Origin of the sequence: Pseudomonas sp. PSB18 (genome assembly GCF_014596565.1) — a bacterium.
Taxonomy (GTDB): Bacteria; Pseudomonadota; Gammaproteobacteria; order Pseudomonadales; family Pseudomonadaceae; genus Aquipseudomonas.
This window is the reverse complement of sequence record NZ_NOIN01000010.1, coordinates 102,105-121,942: the sequence shown is the minus strand read 5'-3', so window position 1 is coordinate 121,942 and position 19,838 is coordinate 102,105. Positions and strand designations below refer to the sequence as shown.

Sequence of the window (19,838 nt, the reverse complement as noted above, 5' to 3'; positions counted from 1 at the left end):
TGTTTTGCGTTGTTTCAGTGGAGAGCCTCAACCCTCACCTTCCAGTACCTTATCCGTCTCGACAGCCGTTTTATTCCGGGTCTTCAGTTCACTGACAATCACCGCCGCCACGATCAATGCCGCGCCGAACAAGGCAATCCCTGGCAACCGCTCGCCCGCCAGGCGTCCGGCGATACCGGCCCACACCGGTTCACCGGCGTAGATCAGCGTGGCGCGGGTCGGCGAGACGCTTTTCTGCGCCCAGTTCATCGCCACCTGGATCGCGGCGCTGGCGGCCCCCAGGCCCACCGCGCTGGACAGCAGCAGCCAGGAAAATCCAGGGATCGTCTCCTGGGTCGGCACCACCATCAGGAACGCCAACACCGCGGTGCTGGCCAGCTGCACCACGGTGACCCGGCGTACGTCGACCTGACCGGCATAGGTACTGATCAGGATGATTTCGGCGGCAATCGCGATGGCGCTGATCAGCGTGGCGATTTCGCCGGAGCTGAAGTTCAGCGACGCGCCGGCCGGGCCCGATAGCAACATCAGCCCGGTGAACGCCAGCATGATGCCGATGCTCGGCATCAAGCCTGGTCGACGGCCCAGCACCAGCCACTGCAACAACGGCACGAAGGGTACGTAGAGCGCGGTGATGAACGCTGACTGGCTGCTGGGGATGGTTTGCAGGCCGACCGTCTGCAAACCGTAGCCGAGCATGATCGCAACGCCGATGAAGCAGCCGGCCTTGAGTTCGAACAGAGTCAGGTCCCGTAGATGACGCCAGGAGAACAGCGCCACGAATGCCGCCGCTGCGGCAAAGCGCAAGCCGACGAAAAACATCGGCCCACTGACGGTCATGGCGTGCTGTACCAGCAGGAAAGTACCGCCCCAGATCATGGTGATCAGCACCAGCACGCACTCGGCCTTGCTGAGCCGCAGGAAACGGGAGGAAGTTTGAGGAGAGTTCACCGATGCCATGACCTTGCGCGCCACTGGAGAGGGACGCACAATGCGTCCGAAGTTGGGCAGTATAATGCGCAACCCTAGCATGTGAGCAATATAGTGCACAAAGAATCCGGCCAGCGGGCGTCCGTCCTGCAACACGTCAGCCAGAACGTCCGCCGTCTGCGCCACGCCGCGCAGCTGAGCCAGACCGCATTGGCGGAGCGGTCCGGGGTCAGCCGGCGGATGCTGGTCGCCATCGAGGCCGGTGAAAAGAACGTCAGCCTGACCACCCTGGACCGCGTCGCCGAAGCCCTCGATGTGGCGTTCAGCGATCTGATCCAGGCCCCCGACGCCCGTGACCCGAGCCGCATCAACGAGCTGGCCTGGGCCGGCGCGATCTCCGGCAGCAAAGCGGTGCTTCTGGCCAAGGCCAACGCCAGCCGCGAAGTCGAACTGTGGGAATGGCGCCTGGAGCCTGGCGAACACTACGCTTCTGAACCGGATAACGATGGCTGGAGCGAGCAGCTCTATGTATTCGAGGGTTGCCTGACCTTGCTGCTGGGTGATGCAGAGCGTCGGATCGGCGCGGGGGAGTTTTTCATGTTCGCCAGCAACCAGCCCCACGGTTATCGCAATGAGGGGGCGGTGGCGGTGCGATTTGTACGCAACGTGGTGATTTGATCCCCGCAGCGAGAGCGAGCTCCCTCGCCGCAGGTCTACGTGCAAAGCGGGGTCACAAACCGCTGACTTGCACCCAGCGCTGTTCTCGCGCCGCCAGGCGAATCGCCGCCGCCAGCCGCTCCACTTCCCAGGCCTCCTCGAAGTCCGTCCCACTGCCACCTTGCCCGGCGAGGCTCATGATCAGTTCCTGTACCTCCAGGGTCTTCAATTCGTTGTAGCCCAACTGGTGCCCGGCGGCCGGGCTGAACGCGGCGTAGCCCGGCAGGTCCGGGCCGGCCAGCAGCCGCTGGAAACCCGCCTGGCCGACACGGCTCACCTGCAGTTCATTCAGTCGTTCCTGATCGAATGTCAGCGTGCCAAGGGTGCCGCTGATCTCGAAGCCCAAGTGATTCTTGCGGCCGTGCTTCAGCCAACTGCTGCTTACTGTGCCTCGCGCGCCATTGGCGAAACGCAGCAAGGCGTGAACCTGATCGTCTACCGCGATGGTGCGTTGCTCGGGATTTCCCGCGCTGGCTGGACGTTGGTCGTGCACGGTCTGGCTGTCGGCGCAGACCGCTTCGACATCGCCCAGCAGGTAACGGGCCATGGCCAGCAGGTGGCTGCCCAGGTCCGCCAATGCGCCACCGGCATGGGCGGCTTCGCAGCGCCATGACCATGGCGAGGTCGGGTCGGCCATGAAGTCCTCGCTGAACTCACCCTGGAAACTGATGATCCGGCCCAGCTCCCCGCGCTGGATCATCTCCCGTGCCAGATGAATGATCGGGTTGTGCTGGTAGTTGTAGCCGACCCGCGTGACCACACCGGCGGCCTTGGCGGCCTGGCGCATCTGCTCGGCCTGCTCCAGGGACACCGCCAGGGGTTTTTCGCAATAGACCGCCTTGCCCGCCGCCAACGCCGCCATGGCCATCGGGTAATGCAGGTGGTTGGGCGTGGTGATTGCGACCAGATGGACCTTCGGGTCGTCGATCAGTTGTTGCCAGTCGCTATGAACCGTCTCGAAACCCCAGCTGCTGGCGCATTGCCGGGCACGCTGCGGATCGGCGTCGGCCAGGGCCGCCAGGGTCAGGTTCAGGGGGAGGTCGAATACCGCTTTGGCATTGTTGAATGCCAAGGCATGGGCACGGCCCATGAAACCGGTGCCAATCAAGCCGATGCCAAGTTCGCGCATGAGAAAGAGCCCTTTGAATGGTGATGTTCGGGAGGGCTCTTTATGGAATAAATATTCAAAAAATGCAAACGTTGGAATAAATATTCTTGTCTGGGTGAGGCCCCCTGTGGGAGCGAGCCTGCTCGCGATGGCGGTGTGTCAGTCGACATCAATGTCACTGAGCCACCGTCATCGCGAGCAGGCTCGCTCCCACAGGGGGAAGTGCGGTGTCAGGAAAGGAACCCACCATCCACATTCAGCGCCACACCCGTGGTGTAGCTCGACGCGTCACTGGCCAGGTACAACACGGTGCCGGCCATTTCGCTCGGGTCGGCTACGCGCTTGAGTGGGATCTGTGCCAGGGCGGTTTTCAGGATCGCGTCGTTCTTGACCAGCGCCGAGGCGAACTTGGTGTCGGTCAGGCCCGGCAGCAGGGCGTTGCAGCGGATGCCGAACTGCGCGCATTCCTTGGCGAACACCTTGGTCATGTTGATCACTGCGGCCTTGGTCACCGAGTAGATGCCCTGGAAGATCCCCGGCGAGATGCCGTTGATCGATGCCACGTTGATGATGCTGCCGCCGCCGTTCTCGCGCATCAGCTTGCCGGCTTCCACCGACATGAAGAAATAACCGCGAATGTTCACATCGACGGTTTTCTGGAAGGCGCCCAGGTCGGTGTCCAGCACATTGCAGAACTGCGGGTTGGTGGCCGCGTTGTTCACCAGGATGTCCAGGCGCCCGAACTGTTCGCGAATGCCGGCGAAAACCTGGCTGATCTGCTCCATTTCACCGATGTGGCAGGCGATGGCGGTGGCTTTGCCTCCCGCGGCGATGATGGCGTCGGCCACGTGCTGGCAACCGTCGAGCTTGCGGCTGGAAACGATCACATGGGCGCCTTGCTGGGCCAGCAATTTGGCGATGGCCTCGCCGATGCCACGGCTGGCGCCGGAAACGAAGGCGATTTTACCGTCGAGGTCGAACAACTGGGTCTTGGACATGCTGTTTCCTTGTCGTGGGGCGCTCAGAGCGTGGATTGACCGATGACCTGCAGGCTCATCTGCTCCAGCAGTTTGTTCATCTGAACGAACTGGGCGAAGCGTTGGTCCTGGGTCTGGCCGTGGAAGAAGCGGTAGTAGATCTGCTGGACGATGCCGGCCAGGCGGAACAGGCCGTAGGTGTAATAGAAGTCGAAATTGTCGATGCGGATCCCGGCGCGCTCGGCGTAATAATCCACGAACTCGCGACGGGTCAGCATGCCGGGGGCGTGGCTGGGCTGGCGGCGCATCAACTGGACCGGTGCCGGGTCCGTCGCCTCGATCCAGTAGGCGAGGCTGTTGCCCAGGTCCATCAGCGGGTCGCCGAGGGTGGTCAGTTCCCAGTCCAGAACGCCGATGATTTGCATCGGGTTATCCGGGTCGAGGATCACGTTGTCGAAGCGGTAGTCGTTGTGGACGATGCTGGAGACTGGATGGTCGGCGGGCATCTTGTCGTTGAGCCAGGCCTTGACCGTCTCCCATTTCGGCGCGTCGGGGGTCAGGGCTTTTTCGTAGCGTTCGCTCCAGCCACGGATCTGGCGGGCCACGTAGCCTTCGGGCTTGCCGAGGTCGGCCAGGCCGCAGGCGTGGTAATCGACCCGGTGCAGTTCGACGAGCCGGTCGATGAAGCTCTTGCACAGCGCTTCGGTGCGGGCGGCGTCGAAACCCAGTTCCGGCGGCAGGTCGGAGCGCAGGATGATGCCCTTGACCCGTTCCATCACGTAGAACTCGGCGCCCATGACGGACTCATCGGTGCAGTGCACATAGGCTTTCGGGCAATACGGGAACTCGTCGCGCAACTGGTTGAGGATGCGGAATTCGCGGCCCATGTCATGGGCGGATTTGGCCTTGTGGCCGAACGGCGGACGGCGCAGGACGAATTCCTGTTCGGGGTACTCCAGCAGGTAGGTCAGGTTCGACGCGCCACCGGGGAACTGACTGATCCGTGGCGCGCCGGTCAGGCCGGGGATGTGGGCCTTGAGGTACGGGTCGATCAGGTTGGCATCGAGTTCTTCACCGTCGCGTACGCGGGTGGACTGATCAGTAAACGCCATGCTTATCCCTTCTGCTTATTCTGGAGGCCATCGATCATTGGCTAATCTAATGGTGCGTGGGAGGCGTAACAAGCACGCCCGGGTCTTATAGGTTAGCGTGTTGCCGGATAATCAGCGGGCCTGATGCGCACAGGTGAGCTATGGTTTCGGGGACGTTTCAAGGAGTCGCCGCGATGGGATGCCCACAAGTCTGCAGCACCGCCACCCTGCAATGCAGCTTCGGCGCAGCCCCGGCGGTGCTCAACGTCTTGCCGGTCAATCGGATGCTGACCGGTGGGATGCCGGCGGCGAATATCATGGATCACATTCCGCTGGTGAACATCACCACGTTTGGGATGTGCATGAGCCTGGCGAACCCTACTGTAGCCGCTGCGACTGCGGCGGCCCTGGGGGTGTTGACCCCCATGCCTTGTATTCCGGCTACTGCTGCGCCCTGGATCCCGGGCGGGGCACCAACGTTGGTGTTGGGCAACATGCCGGCGATCGATGCCAACAGTACCTTGATGTGTAGCTGGGCGGGGGTGATCAAGATTGTTGTGCCGGGGCAGGTGCAGATGTTGATTCCCTGACTGGGTCTGCCTGGATCTTATTGACCGGGTGTATATCCATTGCTGCGGTAATGGCTGCTTATGGTTCCGCCCTGACGGCGGGTTACTTTTGAAAAGCGCAAAAGTAACCAAAACGCTCTTGCCCCACCACTCGGCACCTCGCCAAGGCGAGGTGTTCCCTCACTCCGGCATTGCTCCGTGGGCCCGCCGCGAAGGGTCATCCATGGCCCAGCGCGGCTACCCCGGCATCCATGCCGGGGTGCCCACTACGCAATGCCTGTGTTCGGCCAGCGTGGTTTAACAGGGCGCCCAAGATCAAAAGCAAAAGCAAAGCAAAGCAAAGCAAAAGCAAGGCGGCCTTACAGCCGGTCTGGTTCTTCCCGCATAAATCGATCCCTTGTGAGAGCGAGCCTGCTCGCGATAGCGGAGTGTCTGTCATGAAGGTGTTGAGTGTGCCGACGCCATCGCGGGCAAGCCTGGCTCCCACAGGGGCCGGTGTGTATGAAATTGCTGCCTACATCTCAAATCCAGTGTGGGAGCGAGCCTGCTCGCGATAGCGGAGTGTCTGTCATGAAGATGTTGAGTGTGCCGACGCCATCGCGAGCAGGCTCGCTCCCACAGGGTTTGCCGGTGGTTTCAGGTCTGGTGTCTGCTGCAAAGTCCAGCAGAAGCAAGGCGCTCAGGCCTGCGCCGGATCATTCCAGCGCCTGAACCACCAGCGTACCCGGGAAATCGGCTTGCCGTCGGCATCCAGCGGTCGTCCGTCCTCGGCGTAGGCGTGGGCCGGTTCCAGCAGTTGGCCGTTGAGGTAGCGGGCCTCGACAGCCGGGTTACCGTTTGGGTGCAGGCGGCGATAGCGACCGTCACGCACGCCGTCGCGATAGAACTCGGCCTCGGCCAATTGCCCGTCCGGGAAATAGTTGTTGGCTTCGCCGTGCAGCAATCCGCCGCGATAGGTGGCTTGGCGCTGCAATCCACCTTCGGCCGCGTAAAAGCTCGCCACGCCCTGCAACTTGCCTTTCACGAACGGCAGCACCGCCGAGACCTTGCCATTGGGGTGGTACAAGGTGCTGGTGCCTTGCAGTTCACCTTGGCTGTAGTTGAGTTTCGCTTGCGGGTGTCGGGCCTCTTCGATGTGCAGCGGGCCGTCGAGCCGGCCGTCGATCAACTGACCGCTCAGTTGGCTGTCGCCACGTTCCAGGTCCAGCTTCTTCGAGGCCATCGTTGCGCTCCTGTCAGTTGACCTTCACCAGGCCGCCCTTGATGGTCAACATGCCACCGCCGTCCACCGTCTGTTCAGCGGCGGCCTTGTTGACCAGGCTGATGCCGGCGTCATTGGTCAGGGTGGTGCCGGCCTTGTTCTCCAGCGAGGTGCCGGCCTGGTTGCTCAACGCCGTGCCGGCCTTCTGGCTGATGGACGTGCTGGCCTGGGCCGCCAAGTCCGCGCCGCTCTTGATGGCGAAACTGCCGCCGCTTTGCAGGGTCAGGGTGCCGCTGACCTTGATGGTCAGGTTGCCGTCCACGGTCAGCTCGTAGTTGCCGGTGACCTTGTGCGTGTAGTTACCGCCGGTGCTGTGGGTCTGGTCCGAGCCCACGGTCACGGTGCGGGTGTCTTTCACGTCGAGGCTGTCGCTGCCGGTCTGGATCGTCACGCTGCGCTTGCCTTTCTCCAGGGTGACGGTCTCGTCGCCATCCTTGACCGTGCGGGTGCGGGCGTTCTGTACCGTGAGGGTTTCGTCGTGGCCGACGGTGGCGGTGGTGTCGTTGAGCACGTTGATGTTGAAGTCCTTCTGCGCCTGGAGAAACACCTCCTCGGCATCCTTCTTGTCTTCGAAGCGCAGCTCGTTGAAGCCGCCGCCACCCTTTGACGAGTTGGTCTTGATCCCGGATTGGGTCTGGTTCGCCGGCAGGGCATAAGGCAGGGCGTTGTCGCCGTTGTAGACGCAGCCGGTCACCAGCGGACGGTCGGGGTCGCCATCGATGAACGTGACGATGACTTCCTGGCCGATCCGGGGCACGAACTGCATGCCAAAACCCTTGCCGCTCCAGGGCAGGACCACCCGCACCCAGCAGGACGAGGTTTCGTCGTTCTTGCCGGTGCGGTCCCAGGGGAATTGCAACTTGATCCGTCCGTATTCATCGGTCCAGATTTCTTCGCCGGCCTTGCCCACCACCAACGCGGTCTGGGTGTGCATGCGCGGTTTCGGTGTGAGGCGGGCCGGTCGATACGGCGTGGCCTTGGGAATCGCTTCGAAGCGATTGCGGTAGCTGTCGTGGCTGGCTTCATGACTCACCGAGGTCACCACCCAGTCGATGTTCAACGACGGGTCTTCGTGGCCGGCGAGGGTGAACCAATACCCCGGCACCAGCCAGCGGCAATCGCTTTCACCGACAAACCGCTGCGCCTGGCTGCGCAAGCCGTCCACCCGCTGCTTGGTCAGTGCATCGCCCTGGGCCTTGGCGTTGTAGCCGCCCGGATGTTCGTACATCGAGCTGGGGCCGGCCACGGCTTCGGCCTGGCTGTAGAGCGAGGTCGTCGGCGTGGTGAATTCATAATCGGTTGACTGATAGACCCCGGCCACCGCTTGCAGGGACACGTGCCCCGAGCGAATGCCATGCAGCTCCCGCTCGCCGATTCCCTGTCCGAGATAGTTCACCGTCGGCCCGTTGGGAATCGGTGCGAAGGCGTCGTTGCTGTCGGCCAACACCAGGGTGTGCTTGCCGGCTTCATGGCTGAAGAACCAGAAAATCCCATCTTCTTCCAACAGCCGGGAAACGAAGGCCAGATCGGTTTCGCCGTACTGCACGCAATACTCCCTCGGCGTGTAGCTGCCGCTCAGCTTGAGCTGGAAATCGGTAAACGCGTGGGCCTTGAAGATCGTGGTGACGATGTCCGACGTGGCGAGGTTCTGGAACACCCGGTTGTTGCTGGCCAGGCCCAGCCACCAGAGCCAGGGCCTGAGCAACAGCTGATAGCGCTCGGCGGTGGCATCGGCAGGCAACTGGCGGATTTCGGCGACCAGCCAATCCAGCGGGCGCAGCAGGGCGTCCTTGTGCAGGGTGGTGGTGACATGGCTGGCGACTGCGCTGGCGAGTGTCAGCGGGGCGCCGTCGACGACGCCATTGAGGACATGCGAGCCCAGGGCATTGAGACTTTCTTCGCCGGACAGCGATTCAGGGTACAGCGCCGACAGCGTGGCGGCGGTGAGGGAGAGGGTGGTGTTGCTGTCGGTGGAACGGGGCATCGAGCGACCTGCCGCTATTGATAATTCAGTTCATGGATAACTTTGTTGCTGTTTCCGTTCTGGTAGTAAAAGTGCCATTTCGATGTGAACGGCCAATAAGTGGCGACGTACTCGCCCCACAAGACTGCTTCGGCCCAAGGACCCTGATGGGTATAGGGGGCCGCCCGTTGTATCGCGCCGACATTGTATTTATCCGAAGGCAACAACCAGGAAATGTTGGTGCCATAACGGAAAAGATCGTCTTGGGAAAAGACCGGATTTTGATTGCCCGAGGTGTACAGGTTGTAGTGCCTGACCCTGATGAAGCCACCGAAGTTCTGAATGCCCACGCAGCATCCCGTCAGGTTTGCGGTGAGAAACAACAGGGGATCATTGCCTGTCGGATGCGCGGGGAGATCGACGTAAAGGCCCGAGTCCATATTCCAGGGCAGGTAGTAGGCACGATGGGTAGTGCCTTCGACCAATGCCAACAAGTCCCGATCAAGTTCAAGACTCAAGTCGAAGGTCTCAATGCCAGTATGGGCAGTGGGAAAAGTGGGACGAAGGTGGCGATTGTGCTGTTCGAGACTTGCTTTCAACATGATGTTATTTCCTCCAGCGACAATGAAATTATTCCAACACCCACTCCGCCAACTTCCCCGTCACCTGGGTCATCAACACATTCTCGACATCACGCGCCCCCGCTGCGCTGCACTTGGCAAGCACCGCCTTGACGATCCCGGCATCGAATTCGAACTGTTTGCCCGTTGCCGCCTTGTAGCGCCCACGCAGTTTCTCCAACTTAGCCAACACAATCCCTTCCAGCGTCGCCTCATCCAACGGTCGATACGCCACCACGGTCATGCGCGCCAGGAACGCCGGACGAAACGCTTGCAGCAGCACCTTGTGCAAGGCTTCGTTGAAGGCATCGCTGCCCAGTTGCGCGGCCGGTGTGTCCAGCAGCAATTCGGCGCCGACGTTGCTGGTGGCGAGCATCACGGTGTTCTTGAAATCCACGACAAGGCCGGTGCCGTCCTCCATCAGGCCTTTGTCGAAGACGTTGTAGAACGCTTCGAGCACGTCCGGGTGGGCCTTTTCGATTTCGTCCAGCAGCACCACCGAGTAGGGTTTGCGCCGCACCGCTTCGGTGAGTACGCCACCGCTGCCGTAGCCGACGTAGCCGGGCGGGGCGCCTTTGAGTTGGCTGACGGTGTGGGCTTCCTGGTACTCCGAGAGGTTGATGCTGATCAGGTTGCGTTCGCCGCCGTACAAGGCATCGGCCAGGGCATAGGCGGTTTCGGTCTTGCCCACCCCGGTGGGGCCGACCAGCAGGAACACGCCTACCGGTTTTTGCGGATCGGTAAGGCCGGCGCGGTAGGCCTGCAGGCGTTGGGCGATAGTATTGAGCGCGGTGCCCTGGCCCATGACTCGCAGGCCCATGCGTTGGCCGAGGGTGCGCACGGCATGGGCTTCATCGGCGAGCATCTTGCCCACGGGGATACCGGTCCAACCGGCGATCACAGCGGCCACGGTCTTGCTGTCCACCTGTTCGGGCACCAGTGGATCGTCCTGGCGAATGGCATCGAGGCCGGCTTCCAGGCGCAGCAGTTCGGCGGCCAGGTGATCGATGCGGTTATCGACTTCGGTGTCGGCTTTTTCACTGTCGGCGCGTTCGCTCAGGGCCAGCAGTTCGCGCCGGGTGTCGAGCAGTTCGCGCACGGCTTCGCGTTCTTCGCCCCAGCGGGTTTCCAGTTCGCGGATGGCCTGCACATTGTCGGTGGACTCGCTCTCCAGCAGGGTGATGCGTTCGCGATGGTCCAGGCCCGTGGCCTGTTCCCGGCGCAAGCGTTCGACTTCGTCCTTGAGGCTGTTCTGTCGATGCCGCAGGCTTTCCAGGGTGGGCGGTACATCGTGCTGGCCGAGGGCGACCCGGGCGCAGGCGGTGTCGAGCACGCTGATGGCCTTGTCCGGCAGTTGTCGTCCGGAAATGTAGCGGTGGGAGAGTTTCACCGCTTCGTGGATTGCCGCATCCAGCACTTGCACGCCATGGTGCTGTTCCAATTTGCTGGCCACGCCACGGAGCATTTCCACGGCCGTGAGTTCGTCCGGCTCTTCGACCTGCACCAGTTGGAAGCGGCGGGCCAGGGCCGGGTCTTTCTCGAAGTATTTCTTGTATTCCAGCCAGGTGGTGGCGGCCAGGGTGCGCAGCTCGCCCCGGGCCAGGGCCGGTTTGAGCAGGTTGGCCGCGTCGCTGCCGCCCTCTGCGCCGCCGGCACCGATCAGGGTGTGGGCTTCGTCGATGAACAGGATAATCGGTTTCTCGGCGCTGCGTACCGCGTCGATCACGCCTTTGAGGCGTTGCTCGAATTCACCCTTGACCCCCGCGCCGGCCTGCAACAGGCCGAGATCGAGCACCCGCAACGTGACCTCCTGCAGCGACGGCGGCACATCCCCGGCGGCGATGCGCAGGGCCAGGCCTTCCACCACGGCGGTCTTGCCGACCCCCGGTGCGCCTACCAGGATCGGGTTGTTCTGCCGGCGCCTGAGCAGGATATCGATGCATTGGCGGATCTCGCCGTCGCGCCCGACGATGGGGTCGATGCGGCCGTTGCGGGCATCGTCGGTCAGATCCTGGGTGTACTGGTCGAGTACCGGATCCTGCTTTTGCGTTGCTTGCCCGGGTTTCGCCGGACGGGCAACGCCGACATGTTCCCGGGAGCTTTCGGTCCATTCCAACAGATGGGCGCGCAGGGCGTCCCGGGGAATGCGCAGCAGCGACGAGGCGCTGTTGAGCAACAGGCTGCGGCGCTCATCGCGGTCCAGCAGCGCCAGCAGCAAGAGTCCCGAACGGATGCTGTCCAGGCCCAGCACGCTGGCCTGGACCACGGCGTCTTCCAGCAGGCCGATGGTTTGCGCCGACAGGGCGGGTGTGCGGGTGCTGCCGGATTTGAACAGGTCCAGGGCCTTGTTGGTTTCCGCCGCCACCGCGTCACGCTCAAGGCCGAAACGCGGTAGCAGACAGGCGAAATCACCGCCTTCAATGTCCAGCAATTCCAGCAGCAGGTGCTCGATTTCCACGTAATGATGACTGCGTTGCAGGCAACGCTGGGCGGCCCGTTCCAGGGCGCGACGGTTGTCCGGGTTGAGGCGACCGATCAGGCTGGCCAATTCCATTCAGGCGATCTCCGGCTGACGAAGGCGGGTTTCGATCCGTTGCAGGGCCAGGCTCGATTGCCGTTGCAGGCCGCCGTTCCAGTTCAGTCGTGGCGGGGCCTGATGGCCCAGTTGCAGTGGACCGGCGCCACGGATCAGCAGCACCAGGGTGCAATCCAGGTCGGGACCGAAATACAGCGCATAAAGGCTGGCCAGCAACGGATGGGTTTCACCGTTGGGCAACAATCCGCTGGCCTGGGCTGCGCTCAATGGACCGAGGGTCAGGCGCACGCCGGCATGCTCGTCCCAAACCCGGGTGCCGGCCACCGCGCTGCGACCCAGGCGCAAGTTGCGGCCGCCCGGTTGCAAGCGGCTGCGGCTGGCCGACGGGATTTCGCGCCAGCCGCCTTCATAGGCGGTCAGTTCCACCGGCAGCCCGAACTGCTCGCGGACAATGGCCGCGAACCCAGCCAGGGAGCGACGGCCGTCGGCGTACAGCGCGCTGCATGCCAGCGCGGCGGAATCGGGAGCGGCCTGGCGTTCCTGCAAGGCCTTGGGCAGCAGGCCGGTCAGGGCCCGCAGTTGTGCCTGCACGGCGGAGGCGCCCGGGTGGGTGAAACCCAGGGCAATGCGGTGCTTGCGCATGACTTTGTAGAGCAGGCTGAGCAGCCGGTGCTGGAACAGGTCGAGAAATTCCGCGGGTGCATGATCCCGCGCCCGTACCCGTTGTTGCAGCCATTCCTGATAAGCGTAGGGCAGCGGGCCGTCGGGCCCGCCCAGGCCAAAGATCGGTGTGGTCAGCACGGGCGGCGAACCGGCTTCCTCGCTCAGGTCCTCGACTTCGCTGGCGGCGAACAGCGGCGTCAACGGTCCTCGCAGGCGCAACGCTTCGGCGTGGGGCGCGGTACCGCTGCCCAGCGGTTCGGCCTGGGGATGTTCGCGCTCCAGCAGCAACAGGGCCTGGAGCCATTCGAAACGCTGTGGATCGCGGCGCAGGCGTTGGCTCAGGTTCAGAGCGTCAGGGGTTTGCCGGCTTGGGGTTGCCATGTCTTCACCTCCCTGTCGGACTGGACCAGCACCGTGCGCACGAAGCGATTGGCGGTGGCATACAGTGAAAAGAACTGCGCCAGTACGCCGGAGAACAGCACGGCGCTGCTGCCGACGAAATGTTGCGGATCCAGTTGCAGGCGCACTTCAAGGCCGTTGCGCCAGCCGCGCCAGGCGTCTTCACCGACATGGGCGATCACCCGGTCGCAGCCCAGGCCCATGACTCCCTCGATCTGGCGGCGGGCACTGGCCTCGTCTCGCAGGTTGTGCAGCTCCAGAATCTCGCGCAGCGCATCCAGGGCCTGGGGGCCTTCCACCAGGGACAAATGGTTGAGGGTCAATTGCGACACCAGCCGCCAGCGCGATTCTCCGTCCAGCCGCGGCAGGCTCTGCGGGCTCGGCGAGTTGCGCAGGCGGGCCCAGGCCACCGGGCCCGGACGTTCGAAGCCCAGCGGCGTACCCGCCGGCAGGCTCTGGGCCAGGTGCCGGCTGGTGCAGAGTAATTCGGCGGTGAGGCTGTAGTCGCGGGTATCGGCGAGCGGGTCGAGTTGGGTGTCCACCAGGCTGACCATCAAGTCGGTGCCCAGCCGGTTCGGACTCATGCCGCTGACCCGGCGCGCATGCCAATAACAGGTCTGGTCGTTGCCGTGCTGGCTGCCATAGTAGGCCGGCACCTTGCGCACGCCCTGGCTGGACGTGGCACGCATGGTGCGGATGCTGTGGATTTCGACACTGTTTTCCCGATGACTGTCAGCCACCAACCGGTATTCGCTGCGGGTGCCGTCCGGGCGCAGGGGTTCGCTGGTCCTGGGAAAGAGGTTGATCACCGGCGCGCAGCCCAGGGCGATGTCGCTGGCCTGGAGCTGCAGGCGATTGGCGGGGGCGCGATCGAAGACGATGTACAGGTACAGGGATGAGCTGTCGCTGGTCGCTCCGGCCAGGGGCAGGTCGAAGAAACCGAACTTGTCGGGGAAGGCAAAGTATTCCGCCAGCAGACGCATGCCCGGATGCACGCCATCCTCATCCGGCAGCAGCGCTTCGTCGCTGGCGAAGCCGACGATCCGGGGCAGGCCGGCCAGTGGTTCCGGTACGCTGCCCGGCGGGCCGGCCAGGACCTTGACCGTGTGGGCGCCGAGCAGATCGTACAGCCAGGCATTGATCATCGGCGAAGCCGCCAGGTGCACCCGCAGGGTGTCGATTTCCAGGGTCGACCATTGGCGTTCACCCAGGCAGCGCAGGTTCAGGCGCAAGGCCGAACGCGCCTGGACTACGCCGGTCAGCGCCTGGGCTTCGTCACTGCCCAGCAGCACCGCTTCGCTGACTTCCAGCGGCCACAGGTGCACGGCGGCGGTGGTGCGAAAGTGAATGCTCTGGCCCTTATCCGTGGTGACGAACAGCGGTGTGTCCCGGGGCAGGGGGTAGCCATCGTCGAGGTTGCCTTTGCTCGGGTCGGGCTCGAACTGCACGATTGCACACGAAGGCAGCGGGCGCATGGCCAAGGGATAAAGCTGTTCGAGCAGGGCATCGCTGAATTCGGCGTAGTCGTCGTCCAGCCGGCGTTGCAGCCGGGCGGCCAGCAGCGCGAAGCCTTCCAGAAGCCGCTCGACGTGCGGGTCCGGGCATTCGCCGGGGGACAGCTCCAGGCGCCGGGCGACCTTGGGGTAGCGTTCGGCGAACAGACTTCCGGCATGGCGCAGCCAGGTCAGTTCGCGCTGGTAGTAATCCAACAGTTGCGGGTCAATCGAGTCGCTCATGTCGCACCTCAAGACCGTCGCCGGCGTGCTCGATGACAAATGCCACGGGCCATGAGTGCGGGTCGCCACGGAGCACCCCCGACAGCCGTATGCCCAGTTGTTGCGGGTGGCCCGGTACCGGGACGACCTGGACCTCGCCCAGTTGCAGACGTGGTTCGAAATGGCTGATGGCCTGGTGTATCTCTCGGGTCAGCAGGCGCCGGTCATCGCTGCGCTGCTGTTGCAACGCGGTCCAATCGGCAATGCCGTAATCCAGGATGCTCGGCGGTTCGGTCAGTGTCCGAGGGCCGCGCCGGGTGTTGAACAGGCGCTGCAGTTCGGCGTGGACCGAGTCCTGCAGCGCCTGCCGGTCGAACACCCGGCCGTGTTCATCCCCCTGGCTGGCCAGGCGTTCGAACAGCGGTGGGCGCAGCCCGAAACCAGCCATGGCGGCAGCGTCCTTACTTGGTCATCTTGTTGGCCGCCAGGTCCCAAGTGGTGCCCGCCGTGCCTTCCTTGGTGCCGTCGTCTTTCTGGGCGGTGAGTTCCCATTTGATTTTGGTGAAGTTCAGCGACAGGGTTTCCACCGGTTTGCCGCCCGTACCGCCACTGACACTGACGTTGGACAGCACGACGTTGGTCAAGGTGTAGACGATGAAGGGCATGATCTTGCCGCTGCCTTCGGCGGCGTTGCGGCCAATGGTGATGACAGCTTGCGGGATCGGTTTGCCGGCGCAGCAATATTCGTTGAGGGAAGGGGTGGAGCTGTCGATGAATTTGGTCAGGGTGAACTCACCGATGTGCGGTCGACCGGAGGTGCGCTCCGAGTTGCTGACGTCGTTGGTGACTTGCATCGCCACGTTGTGGCTGTAGGACATGACCTCGATCTTGTCCGTGAAACCCTCCAGCAGGCTGTCGCCCTTGATGTCGCCGCCGAGGTCGAGAATGATTGCATCCATGGTGTGGAACTCCAGAAAATTACGATGCCCCGTAGGAGCTGCCGAAGGCTGCGATCTTTTGATCTTCTGATCTTTCGCTCACGACTCAAGTGTCTGGGGAAAGATCGCAGCCTCGTTGCACTCGGCAGCTCCTACAGGATGGCGTTCGGCATTGCCTCAGGTTTCAGCCGTCAGGCAGCCACCGGAGGCGGCAGGGTCGCCACCAGGCGGATCGAGGCGGTCAGTTCCTCAAGCTGGAAGTGTGGTCGCAGGAACACCGTGGCGTTGTAGGCCCCGGGCTTGCCGGCCACTTCCGTCACGTCCACCCGGGCCTCGCGCAACGGGTACTGCGCCTTGATTTCCTGGGGCGCGTTGTCGTTGATCAGCACGTAGTCGGCGATCCAGTTGTTGAGGTAGGTCTGCACGTTGTCGCGGGTCATGAAGCTGCCGACCTTGTCGCGCATGATCACCTTCAGGTAGTGGGCGAAACGCGAGGCCGCGAGCACGTAGGGCAACATCGCCGAGATCCGTGCGTTGGCGTTGGCCTCGTTGGTGTTGTAGACCTTGGCCCGGTTGGTGGTCTGGCCACCGAAGAACACCGCGATGTCGCTGTTCTTCTTGTGGCACAGGGCGATGAACCCCAGGTCGTTGAGTTCTTTCTCGCGGCGGTCGGTGATCGCCACTTCGGTCGGGCACTTGAGCGACAGGTCGCCGGAACTGGTGCGGAAGGTATGGGCCGGCAGGCCTTCCACCGCGCCGCCACCCTCGGCACCGCGAATCGCCGCGCACCAGCCATATTTGGCGAAGGCTTCGGTGATGCGTTGTGACAGCGCCCAGGCCGCATTGCCCCACAGGTACTTGCTGTGGTCGGTGCCGTTGACGTCTTCGACGTAGTTGATGCCTTCCACCGGCCGGGTGTCCGGGCCATAGGGCAGGCGCAGGAGGAAGTGCGGCAGTACCAGGGACACGTAGCGCGAGTCTTCGCTTTCACGGAACGAGCGCCACTTGATCAGCTCCTGGCTCTCGAAAATCTTCGACAGGTCCCGAGGCACTGCCAGTTCGGTGAAGCTGGTCATGTCGAACAGGCGTGGGCTGGCGGCGGCAATGAACGGGGCGTGGGCCGCGGCGGCGACGTTCGAGAGTTTCTCCAACAGGCCGATGTCCTGCGGGTGCCGGCCGAAGGTGTAGTCGCCCACCAGCAGGCTGAACGGGTGGCCGCCGAAGGTGCCGTACTCTTCCTCGTAGATTTTCTTGAACAGTGCGCTCTGGTCGAATTCGACGGCTTTTTCCAGATCGTTCTGCAGCTCTTTCTGGGTAACGTTGAGCAGGCGCAATTTGAGCCGGGTGCTGGTTTCGGTGTTCTGCACCAACAGGTGCAGGCCACGCCAGGACGCTTCGAGTTTCTGCAGGTCAGGGTGGTGCAGCACTTCGTTGAGCTGGGCGCTGATCAACTGGTCGATCTGGCTGATGCGGTCGTTGATCATCGCCACGGTGTCCTTGTCGATGGCCATGCCTTCGTCGAGGACCTGGGTGGCGAATTCGGCCAGCATGTCGCGGGCATAATCCTGCTGGCTGTCGTCATGGGCCATACGGCCTTCGGCGATGATCTTGTCCAGCAGGGACAGGGTCTGGGTCGTGCTCTCGCTGGTTTGAGCGCTGGATGAAGCAGGCATGGCTTTATCTCCCTTGAGTGATGAACACGATCAGGCCTGTGGTTCGGCCGGAGCCGGATCATCGTTGGCGGCCACGGTCGGCAACTCTTGCGGTGCGTCCTGGGGCCGGGCCGACTTGATCTCTTGCAGGCCTTCGGTGTTGACGATCACGTCGCGCAGCAACTTGTCCAGGTCATCGTTGCCGTCGAGCTTGGTCAGCAGGTCGCGCAGGCGTTGACGGGCTTCGAACAGGCGGCGCAACGGCGTGACCTGTTCCACGACCTTGACCGGGTCGAAGTCATCGATGTGGCGGAAGTTGAGTTCGATGTTGAGCTTGCTGTCGTCGCCGCTGAGGGTGTTGTTCACCTGGAGCGTGGCGCGGGGCGCGATGGAGGCGAGGACCTCGTTGAAATTGTCGCGATCGATTTCCGTGAAGCGCCGCTCGTTGAGCTTGGGCAGCGGATCCAATGGCTTGCCGGAGAGGTCGGCCAGAATGCCGACGACCAGTGGCAATTCTTTCTTTTCGATGGCATTGCCGATTTCCACGTCGTAGGTGATCTGGACGCGGGGAGGACGGACTCTGTCGAGCTTGTGCTGGGTACTTTCTGCCATGGCGGCCGACTCCGATGCATGTGGGGAGCAATGCATCGGGAGGCCCGCTCATCGCATTCCCTTGCTGATCCGCAGGTTGCAAATGGGGGGCAGAAAACCTGTCATTCCCTTGACGAACCTGGTCCATTCGACCGTGCAGGTCGAACTATCCAAGACGCTAGAACAGGTCTATAAAAATGCAAGCAAAAACAATTTTTGACCGCGACGAAAAGGAAGATTCATTTTGCGTGTGTTTTTTTATGGATTTTTTTTCAGCTTGGCCCTCAGCGGTTGCTCGTTTTTTGCGCCCAGCGTCGACCTGGACAGCCTGACCCTCGACGTCGCGTCCGGCGCCAACGACGACACGCCCATCGCCGTGGATTTCATCGCGGTGAATGATCCCGACCTGCTCAAACAACTGTCGGCGATCACCGCCCGCCAGTGGTTCGCCGAGCGCGAACAGTTCCAGCGCGACTATCGTCAACTCATGTCGGTGTGGGGGCTGGAGCTGGTTCCGGGGCAGTTCATCGACCGCCAACCCTTCCCGCTGGAGGGCCGGCGCGCCGCTGGACTTTTGGTCTTCGCCAGCTATAACACACCCGGAGCCCACCGGCTCCGGCTGGACGATCAGCGCAAGGCCTGGCTGAAGTTCGACAGTCGTGAGATGCGCCTCGTCGATGACGGCCAACTCAATGCCAGTCAGCCTTGAATGACCGCGGGCCGCCTTGTGCGGCGACACTGGGATGTCGAAGGGAGTCGTATGAGTCTGTTACCTGACGCGGTGTGCTGGCATGAGGGCATGCAACTGTTGCCCCAACATTTTCAACTGCAAGGGTTGCGTGCCGAGGCCCTGGCCGCCCATGTCGCGGCCGCCTGCAATCCCTGGTTCTGGGGTGTCAGTCAACTGGAGGTCGACCCTTCGGCCCTCAGCGCCGGGCAGGTGCGGTTGCTGCAGTTGCAGGGCACCTTGCCGGACGGCTTGCCGGTCAATCTTCAGGCCGGTGTCGGGCTGACGCTGGAGCTGGACATCACCGAGGCGGTCAACAAGACCGACGATGCCACCGTCACCGTGTACCTGGCGATCAGCCCACTCTGGCGCGCCGGGCAATTGCTGCCGCTCAAGGGGCGCCTGCAATCGGTGGTCGGCGATGCGCTGCCGGACCTCACCAGCGGTGAGTTTCCCGAATCGATCACCGTCTGGCGTCCGAACCCGCGGCTGTGCACGCAACTGAGCAAGGCCGATTCGATCTGCCTGCCGCTGCTGCGCATTCGCAAAGAAGGCGGCGGCTTTCTGCGGATGCCCTATACGCCACCCACCCCGGTACTGTTGCCCGAATCGGCGCTCGGTCGGCGGGTGGCCGGGCTGTGTGCCCGGGCCCGGGAAAAGTGCCTGTTCCTCGCCGGTCGGTTGCGCCAGGCCCAGGCGGCTGGCAACCAGGACGATGCGCTGGAGATCCGTCGGCAGATGACCGCGTTGTGGGCGCGCCTGCCGGAAGTCGAAGGCAGCCTGAACACGCGGGTGGCGACCCCCCAGGCGCTGTACGGCTTGTTGCTGGGGCTGGCCGGTGCCTGGTCGGCCCTCGATCCGCTGGCCGGCGTGCCGGCGTTTGCGCCGCTGGATTTCCTCGAATTGCAACGCGGGTACGAACCGCTGCTCGACTGGCTCGACACTACTCTGGAGCTGGTCCGCGCCGGTTATCGCAGCCTGGCTTTCGAGCGCGATGAGCAGGTGTTCTCCATCCAACTGCCCGACGACCAGCCGAGCCAACGCCTGGTGATCGGCCTGCGCATGCCCAACGGCGCCAGCGAGCAAGCCGCCGCCGATTGGTTGCGCGGCGCGATCATCGCCTCCGCGCCACACGTTCCGTTGTTGAGCCGGCAGCGCATGAGCGGTCTGCCCCATCAGGCCATGAGCCGCAACGAACAGGTGGCCTATAGCGTCGGCGACGACACCCGGTTGTTCGTGGTAGCTGCCAGCGGCCAGTGGTTCGACGGGCAACTGCCGTTGCACATCGTGGCGCCGGCGTCGACCCAGGCCAGCAGCCCGTGGCAGGTGGTGTTGTTTGTCGCGCAAGTCGGTGAAAGTGCCTGATCGCAAAAGGGGAGTC

At 63.2% G+C, this 19,838-nt stretch carries 18 protein-coding genes; 4 read left to right on the top strand and 14 right to left on the bottom strand.

The annotated features are described in order from the left end of the window. Positions 1 to 27: 27 nt before the first annotated feature. The gene (locus CGA22_RS22015) at positions 28 to 1,032 is read right to left on the bottom strand and encodes a DMT family transporter (protein ID WP_177329248.1); all 1,005 of its coding nucleotides are present in this window, start codon (positions 1,030 to 1,032) and stop codon (positions 28 to 30) included. A gap of 12 nt (positions 1,033 to 1,044) precedes the next feature. On the opposite strand from CGA22_RS22015, the gene CGA22_RS22010 reads away from it, so the two are divergent. Then, positions 1,045 to 1,608 (top strand): helix-turn-helix domain-containing protein, encoded by a 564-nt coding sequence (locus tag CGA22_RS22010; RefSeq protein WP_041022125.1) that lies wholly within the window; start codon positions 1,045 to 1,047, stop codon positions 1,606 to 1,608. Positions 1,609 to 1,660: 52 nt separating this feature from the next. Here CGA22_RS22010 and CGA22_RS22005 read toward each other — a convergent pair whose 3' ends face one another. The 3 genes from CGA22_RS22005 to CGA22_RS21995 form a co-directional block, all read right to left on the bottom strand. Continuing rightward, complete coding sequence (locus CGA22_RS22005) at positions 1,661 to 2,776, bottom strand: Gfo/Idh/MocA family protein (protein WP_041022124.1); 1,116 nt, start codon at positions 2,774 to 2,776, stop codon at positions 1,661 to 1,663. 209 nt (positions 2,777 to 2,985) lie between these two features. Then, entirely contained in the window at positions 2,986 to 3,753 is a 768-nt protein-coding gene (locus CGA22_RS22000) for an SDR family oxidoreductase (protein WP_041022123.1), read from the bottom strand. Positions 3,754 to 3,776: 23 nt separating this feature from the next. After that, positions 3,777 to 4,844 (bottom strand): phosphotransferase family protein, encoded by a 1,068-nt coding sequence (locus tag CGA22_RS21995; protein WP_041022122.1) that lies wholly within the window; start codon positions 4,842 to 4,844, stop codon positions 3,777 to 3,779. A 173-nt stretch (positions 4,845 to 5,017) separates the two neighbouring features. Between CGA22_RS21995 and CGA22_RS21990 the strand changes: the two genes are divergently transcribed. Beyond that, complete coding sequence (locus CGA22_RS21990) at positions 5,018 to 5,413, top strand: DUF4280 domain-containing protein (RefSeq protein WP_041022121.1); 396 nt, start codon at positions 5,018 to 5,020, stop codon at positions 5,411 to 5,413. Positions 5,414 to 6,071: 658 nt separating this feature from the next. Here the strand turns inward: CGA22_RS21990 and CGA22_RS21985 are convergent. The 10 genes from CGA22_RS21985 to tssB form a co-directional block, all read right to left on the bottom strand. Next, entirely contained in the window at positions 6,072 to 6,614 is a 543-nt protein-coding gene (locus CGA22_RS21985) for a toxin-antitoxin system YwqK family antitoxin (RefSeq protein WP_041024209.1), read from the bottom strand. A 13-nt stretch (positions 6,615 to 6,627) separates the two neighbouring features. Continuing rightward, positions 6,628 to 8,637: a type VI secretion system tip protein VgrG gene (tssI, locus tag CGA22_RS21980; protein ID WP_041024208.1), complete on the bottom strand. Its 2,010-nt coding sequence runs from the start codon at positions 8,635 to 8,637 to the stop codon at positions 6,628 to 6,630. A 14-nt stretch (positions 8,638 to 8,651) separates the two neighbouring features. Further along, a complete protein-coding gene (locus tag CGA22_RS21975; RefSeq protein ID WP_041024207.1) occupies positions 8,652 to 9,218 on the bottom strand; it encodes a hypothetical protein in 567 nt (188 codons plus the stop codon). A gap of 28 nt (positions 9,219 to 9,246) precedes the next feature. Next, positions 9,247 to 11,790, bottom strand: a complete 2,544-nt coding sequence (gene tssH, locus CGA22_RS21970) for a type VI secretion system ATPase TssH (protein ID WP_041024206.1) — start codon at positions 11,788 to 11,790, stop codon at positions 9,247 to 9,249. Beyond that, positions 11,791 to 12,816: a type VI secretion system baseplate subunit TssG gene (gene tssG, locus CGA22_RS21965; protein WP_041024205.1), complete on the bottom strand. Its 1,026-nt coding sequence runs from the start codon at positions 12,814 to 12,816 to the stop codon at positions 11,791 to 11,793. Further along, positions 12,780 to 14,570, bottom strand: coding sequence for a type VI secretion system baseplate subunit TssF (gene tssF / locus CGA22_RS21960; RefSeq protein WP_041024204.1), 1,791 nt, complete (start codon positions 14,568 to 14,570; stop codon positions 12,780 to 12,782). Before tssF ends, tssG begins: the two co-directional genes overlap by 37 nt. Then, positions 14,554 to 14,997 carry a type VI secretion system baseplate subunit TssE gene (gene tssE / locus CGA22_RS21955; RefSeq protein ID WP_041024203.1) on the bottom strand — a complete coding sequence of 148 codons (444 nt, stop codon included), beginning with the start codon at positions 14,995 to 14,997 and terminating at the stop codon, positions 14,554 to 14,556. Before tssE ends, tssF begins: the two co-directional genes overlap by 17 nt. A gap of 13 nt (positions 14,998 to 15,010) precedes the next feature. Continuing rightward, complete coding sequence (locus tag CGA22_RS21950; protein WP_024776584.1) at positions 15,011 to 15,508, bottom strand: Hcp family type VI secretion system effector; 498 nt, start codon at positions 15,506 to 15,508, stop codon at positions 15,011 to 15,013. A 170-nt stretch (positions 15,509 to 15,678) separates the two neighbouring features. Then, positions 15,679 to 17,160: a type VI secretion system contractile sheath large subunit gene (tssC, locus tag CGA22_RS21945; protein ID WP_024776583.1), complete on the bottom strand. Its 1,482-nt coding sequence runs from the start codon at positions 17,158 to 17,160 to the stop codon at positions 15,679 to 15,681. Between the two features lie 30 nt (positions 17,161 to 17,190). Continuing rightward, positions 17,191 to 17,751, bottom strand: a complete 561-nt coding sequence (tssB, locus tag CGA22_RS21940) for a type VI secretion system contractile sheath small subunit (RefSeq protein ID WP_041024202.1) — start codon at positions 17,749 to 17,751, stop codon at positions 17,191 to 17,193. 223 nt (positions 17,752 to 17,974) lie between these two features. Between tssB and CGA22_RS21935 the strand changes: the two genes are divergently transcribed. Beyond that, on the top strand, positions 17,975 to 18,439 hold the full coding sequence (locus CGA22_RS21935; RefSeq protein WP_041024201.1) for a hypothetical protein: 465 nt from the start codon (positions 17,975 to 17,977) through the stop codon (positions 18,437 to 18,439). Between the two features lie 51 nt (positions 18,440 to 18,490). Continuing rightward, positions 18,491 to 19,822, top strand: coding sequence for a type VI secretion system baseplate subunit TssK (tssK, locus tag CGA22_RS21930; protein WP_041024200.1), 1,332 nt, complete (start codon positions 18,491 to 18,493; stop codon positions 19,820 to 19,822). Positions 19,823 to 19,838: the final 16 nt, after the last annotated feature.

What these genes read in the sequence shown, in the direction of transcription:
- tssF (WP_041024204.1), bottom strand. Translation starts at nt 14,570, where the DNA reads ATGAGCGACTCGATTGACCCGCAACTGTTGGATTACTACCAGCGCGAA.
- CGA22_RS22005 (WP_041022124.1), bottom strand. Translation starts at nt 2,776, where the DNA reads ATGCGCGAACTTGGCATCGGCTTGATTGGCACCGGTTTCATGGGCCGT.
- CGA22_RS22000 (WP_041022123.1), bottom strand. Translation starts at nt 3,753, where the DNA reads ATGTCCAAGACCCAGTTGTTCGACCTCGACGGTAAAATCGCCTTCGTT.
- CGA22_RS21990 (WP_041022121.1), top strand. Translation starts at nt 5,018, where the DNA reads ATGGGATGCCCACAAGTCTGCAGCACCGCCACCCTGCAATGCAGCTTC.
- CGA22_RS21975 (WP_041024207.1), bottom strand. Translation starts at nt 9,218, where the DNA reads ATGTTGAAAGCAAGTCTCGAACAGCACAATCGCCACCTTCGTCCCACT.
- CGA22_RS21995 (WP_041022122.1), bottom strand. Translation starts at nt 4,844, where the DNA reads ATGGCGTTTACTGATCAGTCCACCCGCGTACGCGACGGTGAAGAACTC.
- tssC (WP_024776583.1), bottom strand. Translation starts at nt 17,160, where the DNA reads ATGCCTGCTTCATCCAGCGCTCAAACCAGCGAGAGCACGACCCAGACC.
- tssK (WP_041024200.1), top strand. Translation starts at nt 18,491, where the DNA reads ATGAGTCTGTTACCTGACGCGGTGTGCTGGCATGAGGGCATGCAACTG.
- tssI (WP_041024208.1), bottom strand. Translation starts at nt 8,637, where the DNA reads ATGCCCCGTTCCACCGACAGCAACACCACCCTCTCCCTCACCGCCGCC.
- tssG (WP_041024205.1), bottom strand. Translation starts at nt 12,816, where the DNA reads ATGGCAACCCCAAGCCGGCAAACCCCTGACGCTCTGAACCTGAGCCAA.
- tssE (WP_041024203.1), bottom strand. Translation starts at nt 14,997, where the DNA reads ATGGCTGGTTTCGGGCTGCGCCCACCGCTGTTCGAACGCCTGGCCAGC.
- tssH (WP_041024206.1), bottom strand. Translation starts at nt 11,790, where the DNA reads ATGGAATTGGCCAGCCTGATCGGTCGCCTCAACCCGGACAACCGTCGC.
- CGA22_RS21985 (WP_041024209.1), bottom strand. Translation starts at nt 6,614, where the DNA reads ATGGCCTCGAAGAAGCTGGACCTGGAACGTGGCGACAGCCAACTGAGC.
- CGA22_RS21950 (WP_024776584.1), bottom strand. Translation starts at nt 15,508, where the DNA reads ATGGATGCAATCATTCTCGACCTCGGCGGCGACATCAAGGGCGACAGC.
- CGA22_RS22015 (WP_177329248.1), bottom strand. Translation starts at nt 1,032, where the DNA reads ATGCTAGGGTTGCGCATTATACTGCCCAACTTCGGACGCATTGTGCGT.
- tssB (WP_041024202.1), bottom strand. Translation starts at nt 17,751, where the DNA reads ATGGCAGAAAGTACCCAGCACAAGCTCGACAGAGTCCGTCCTCCCCGC.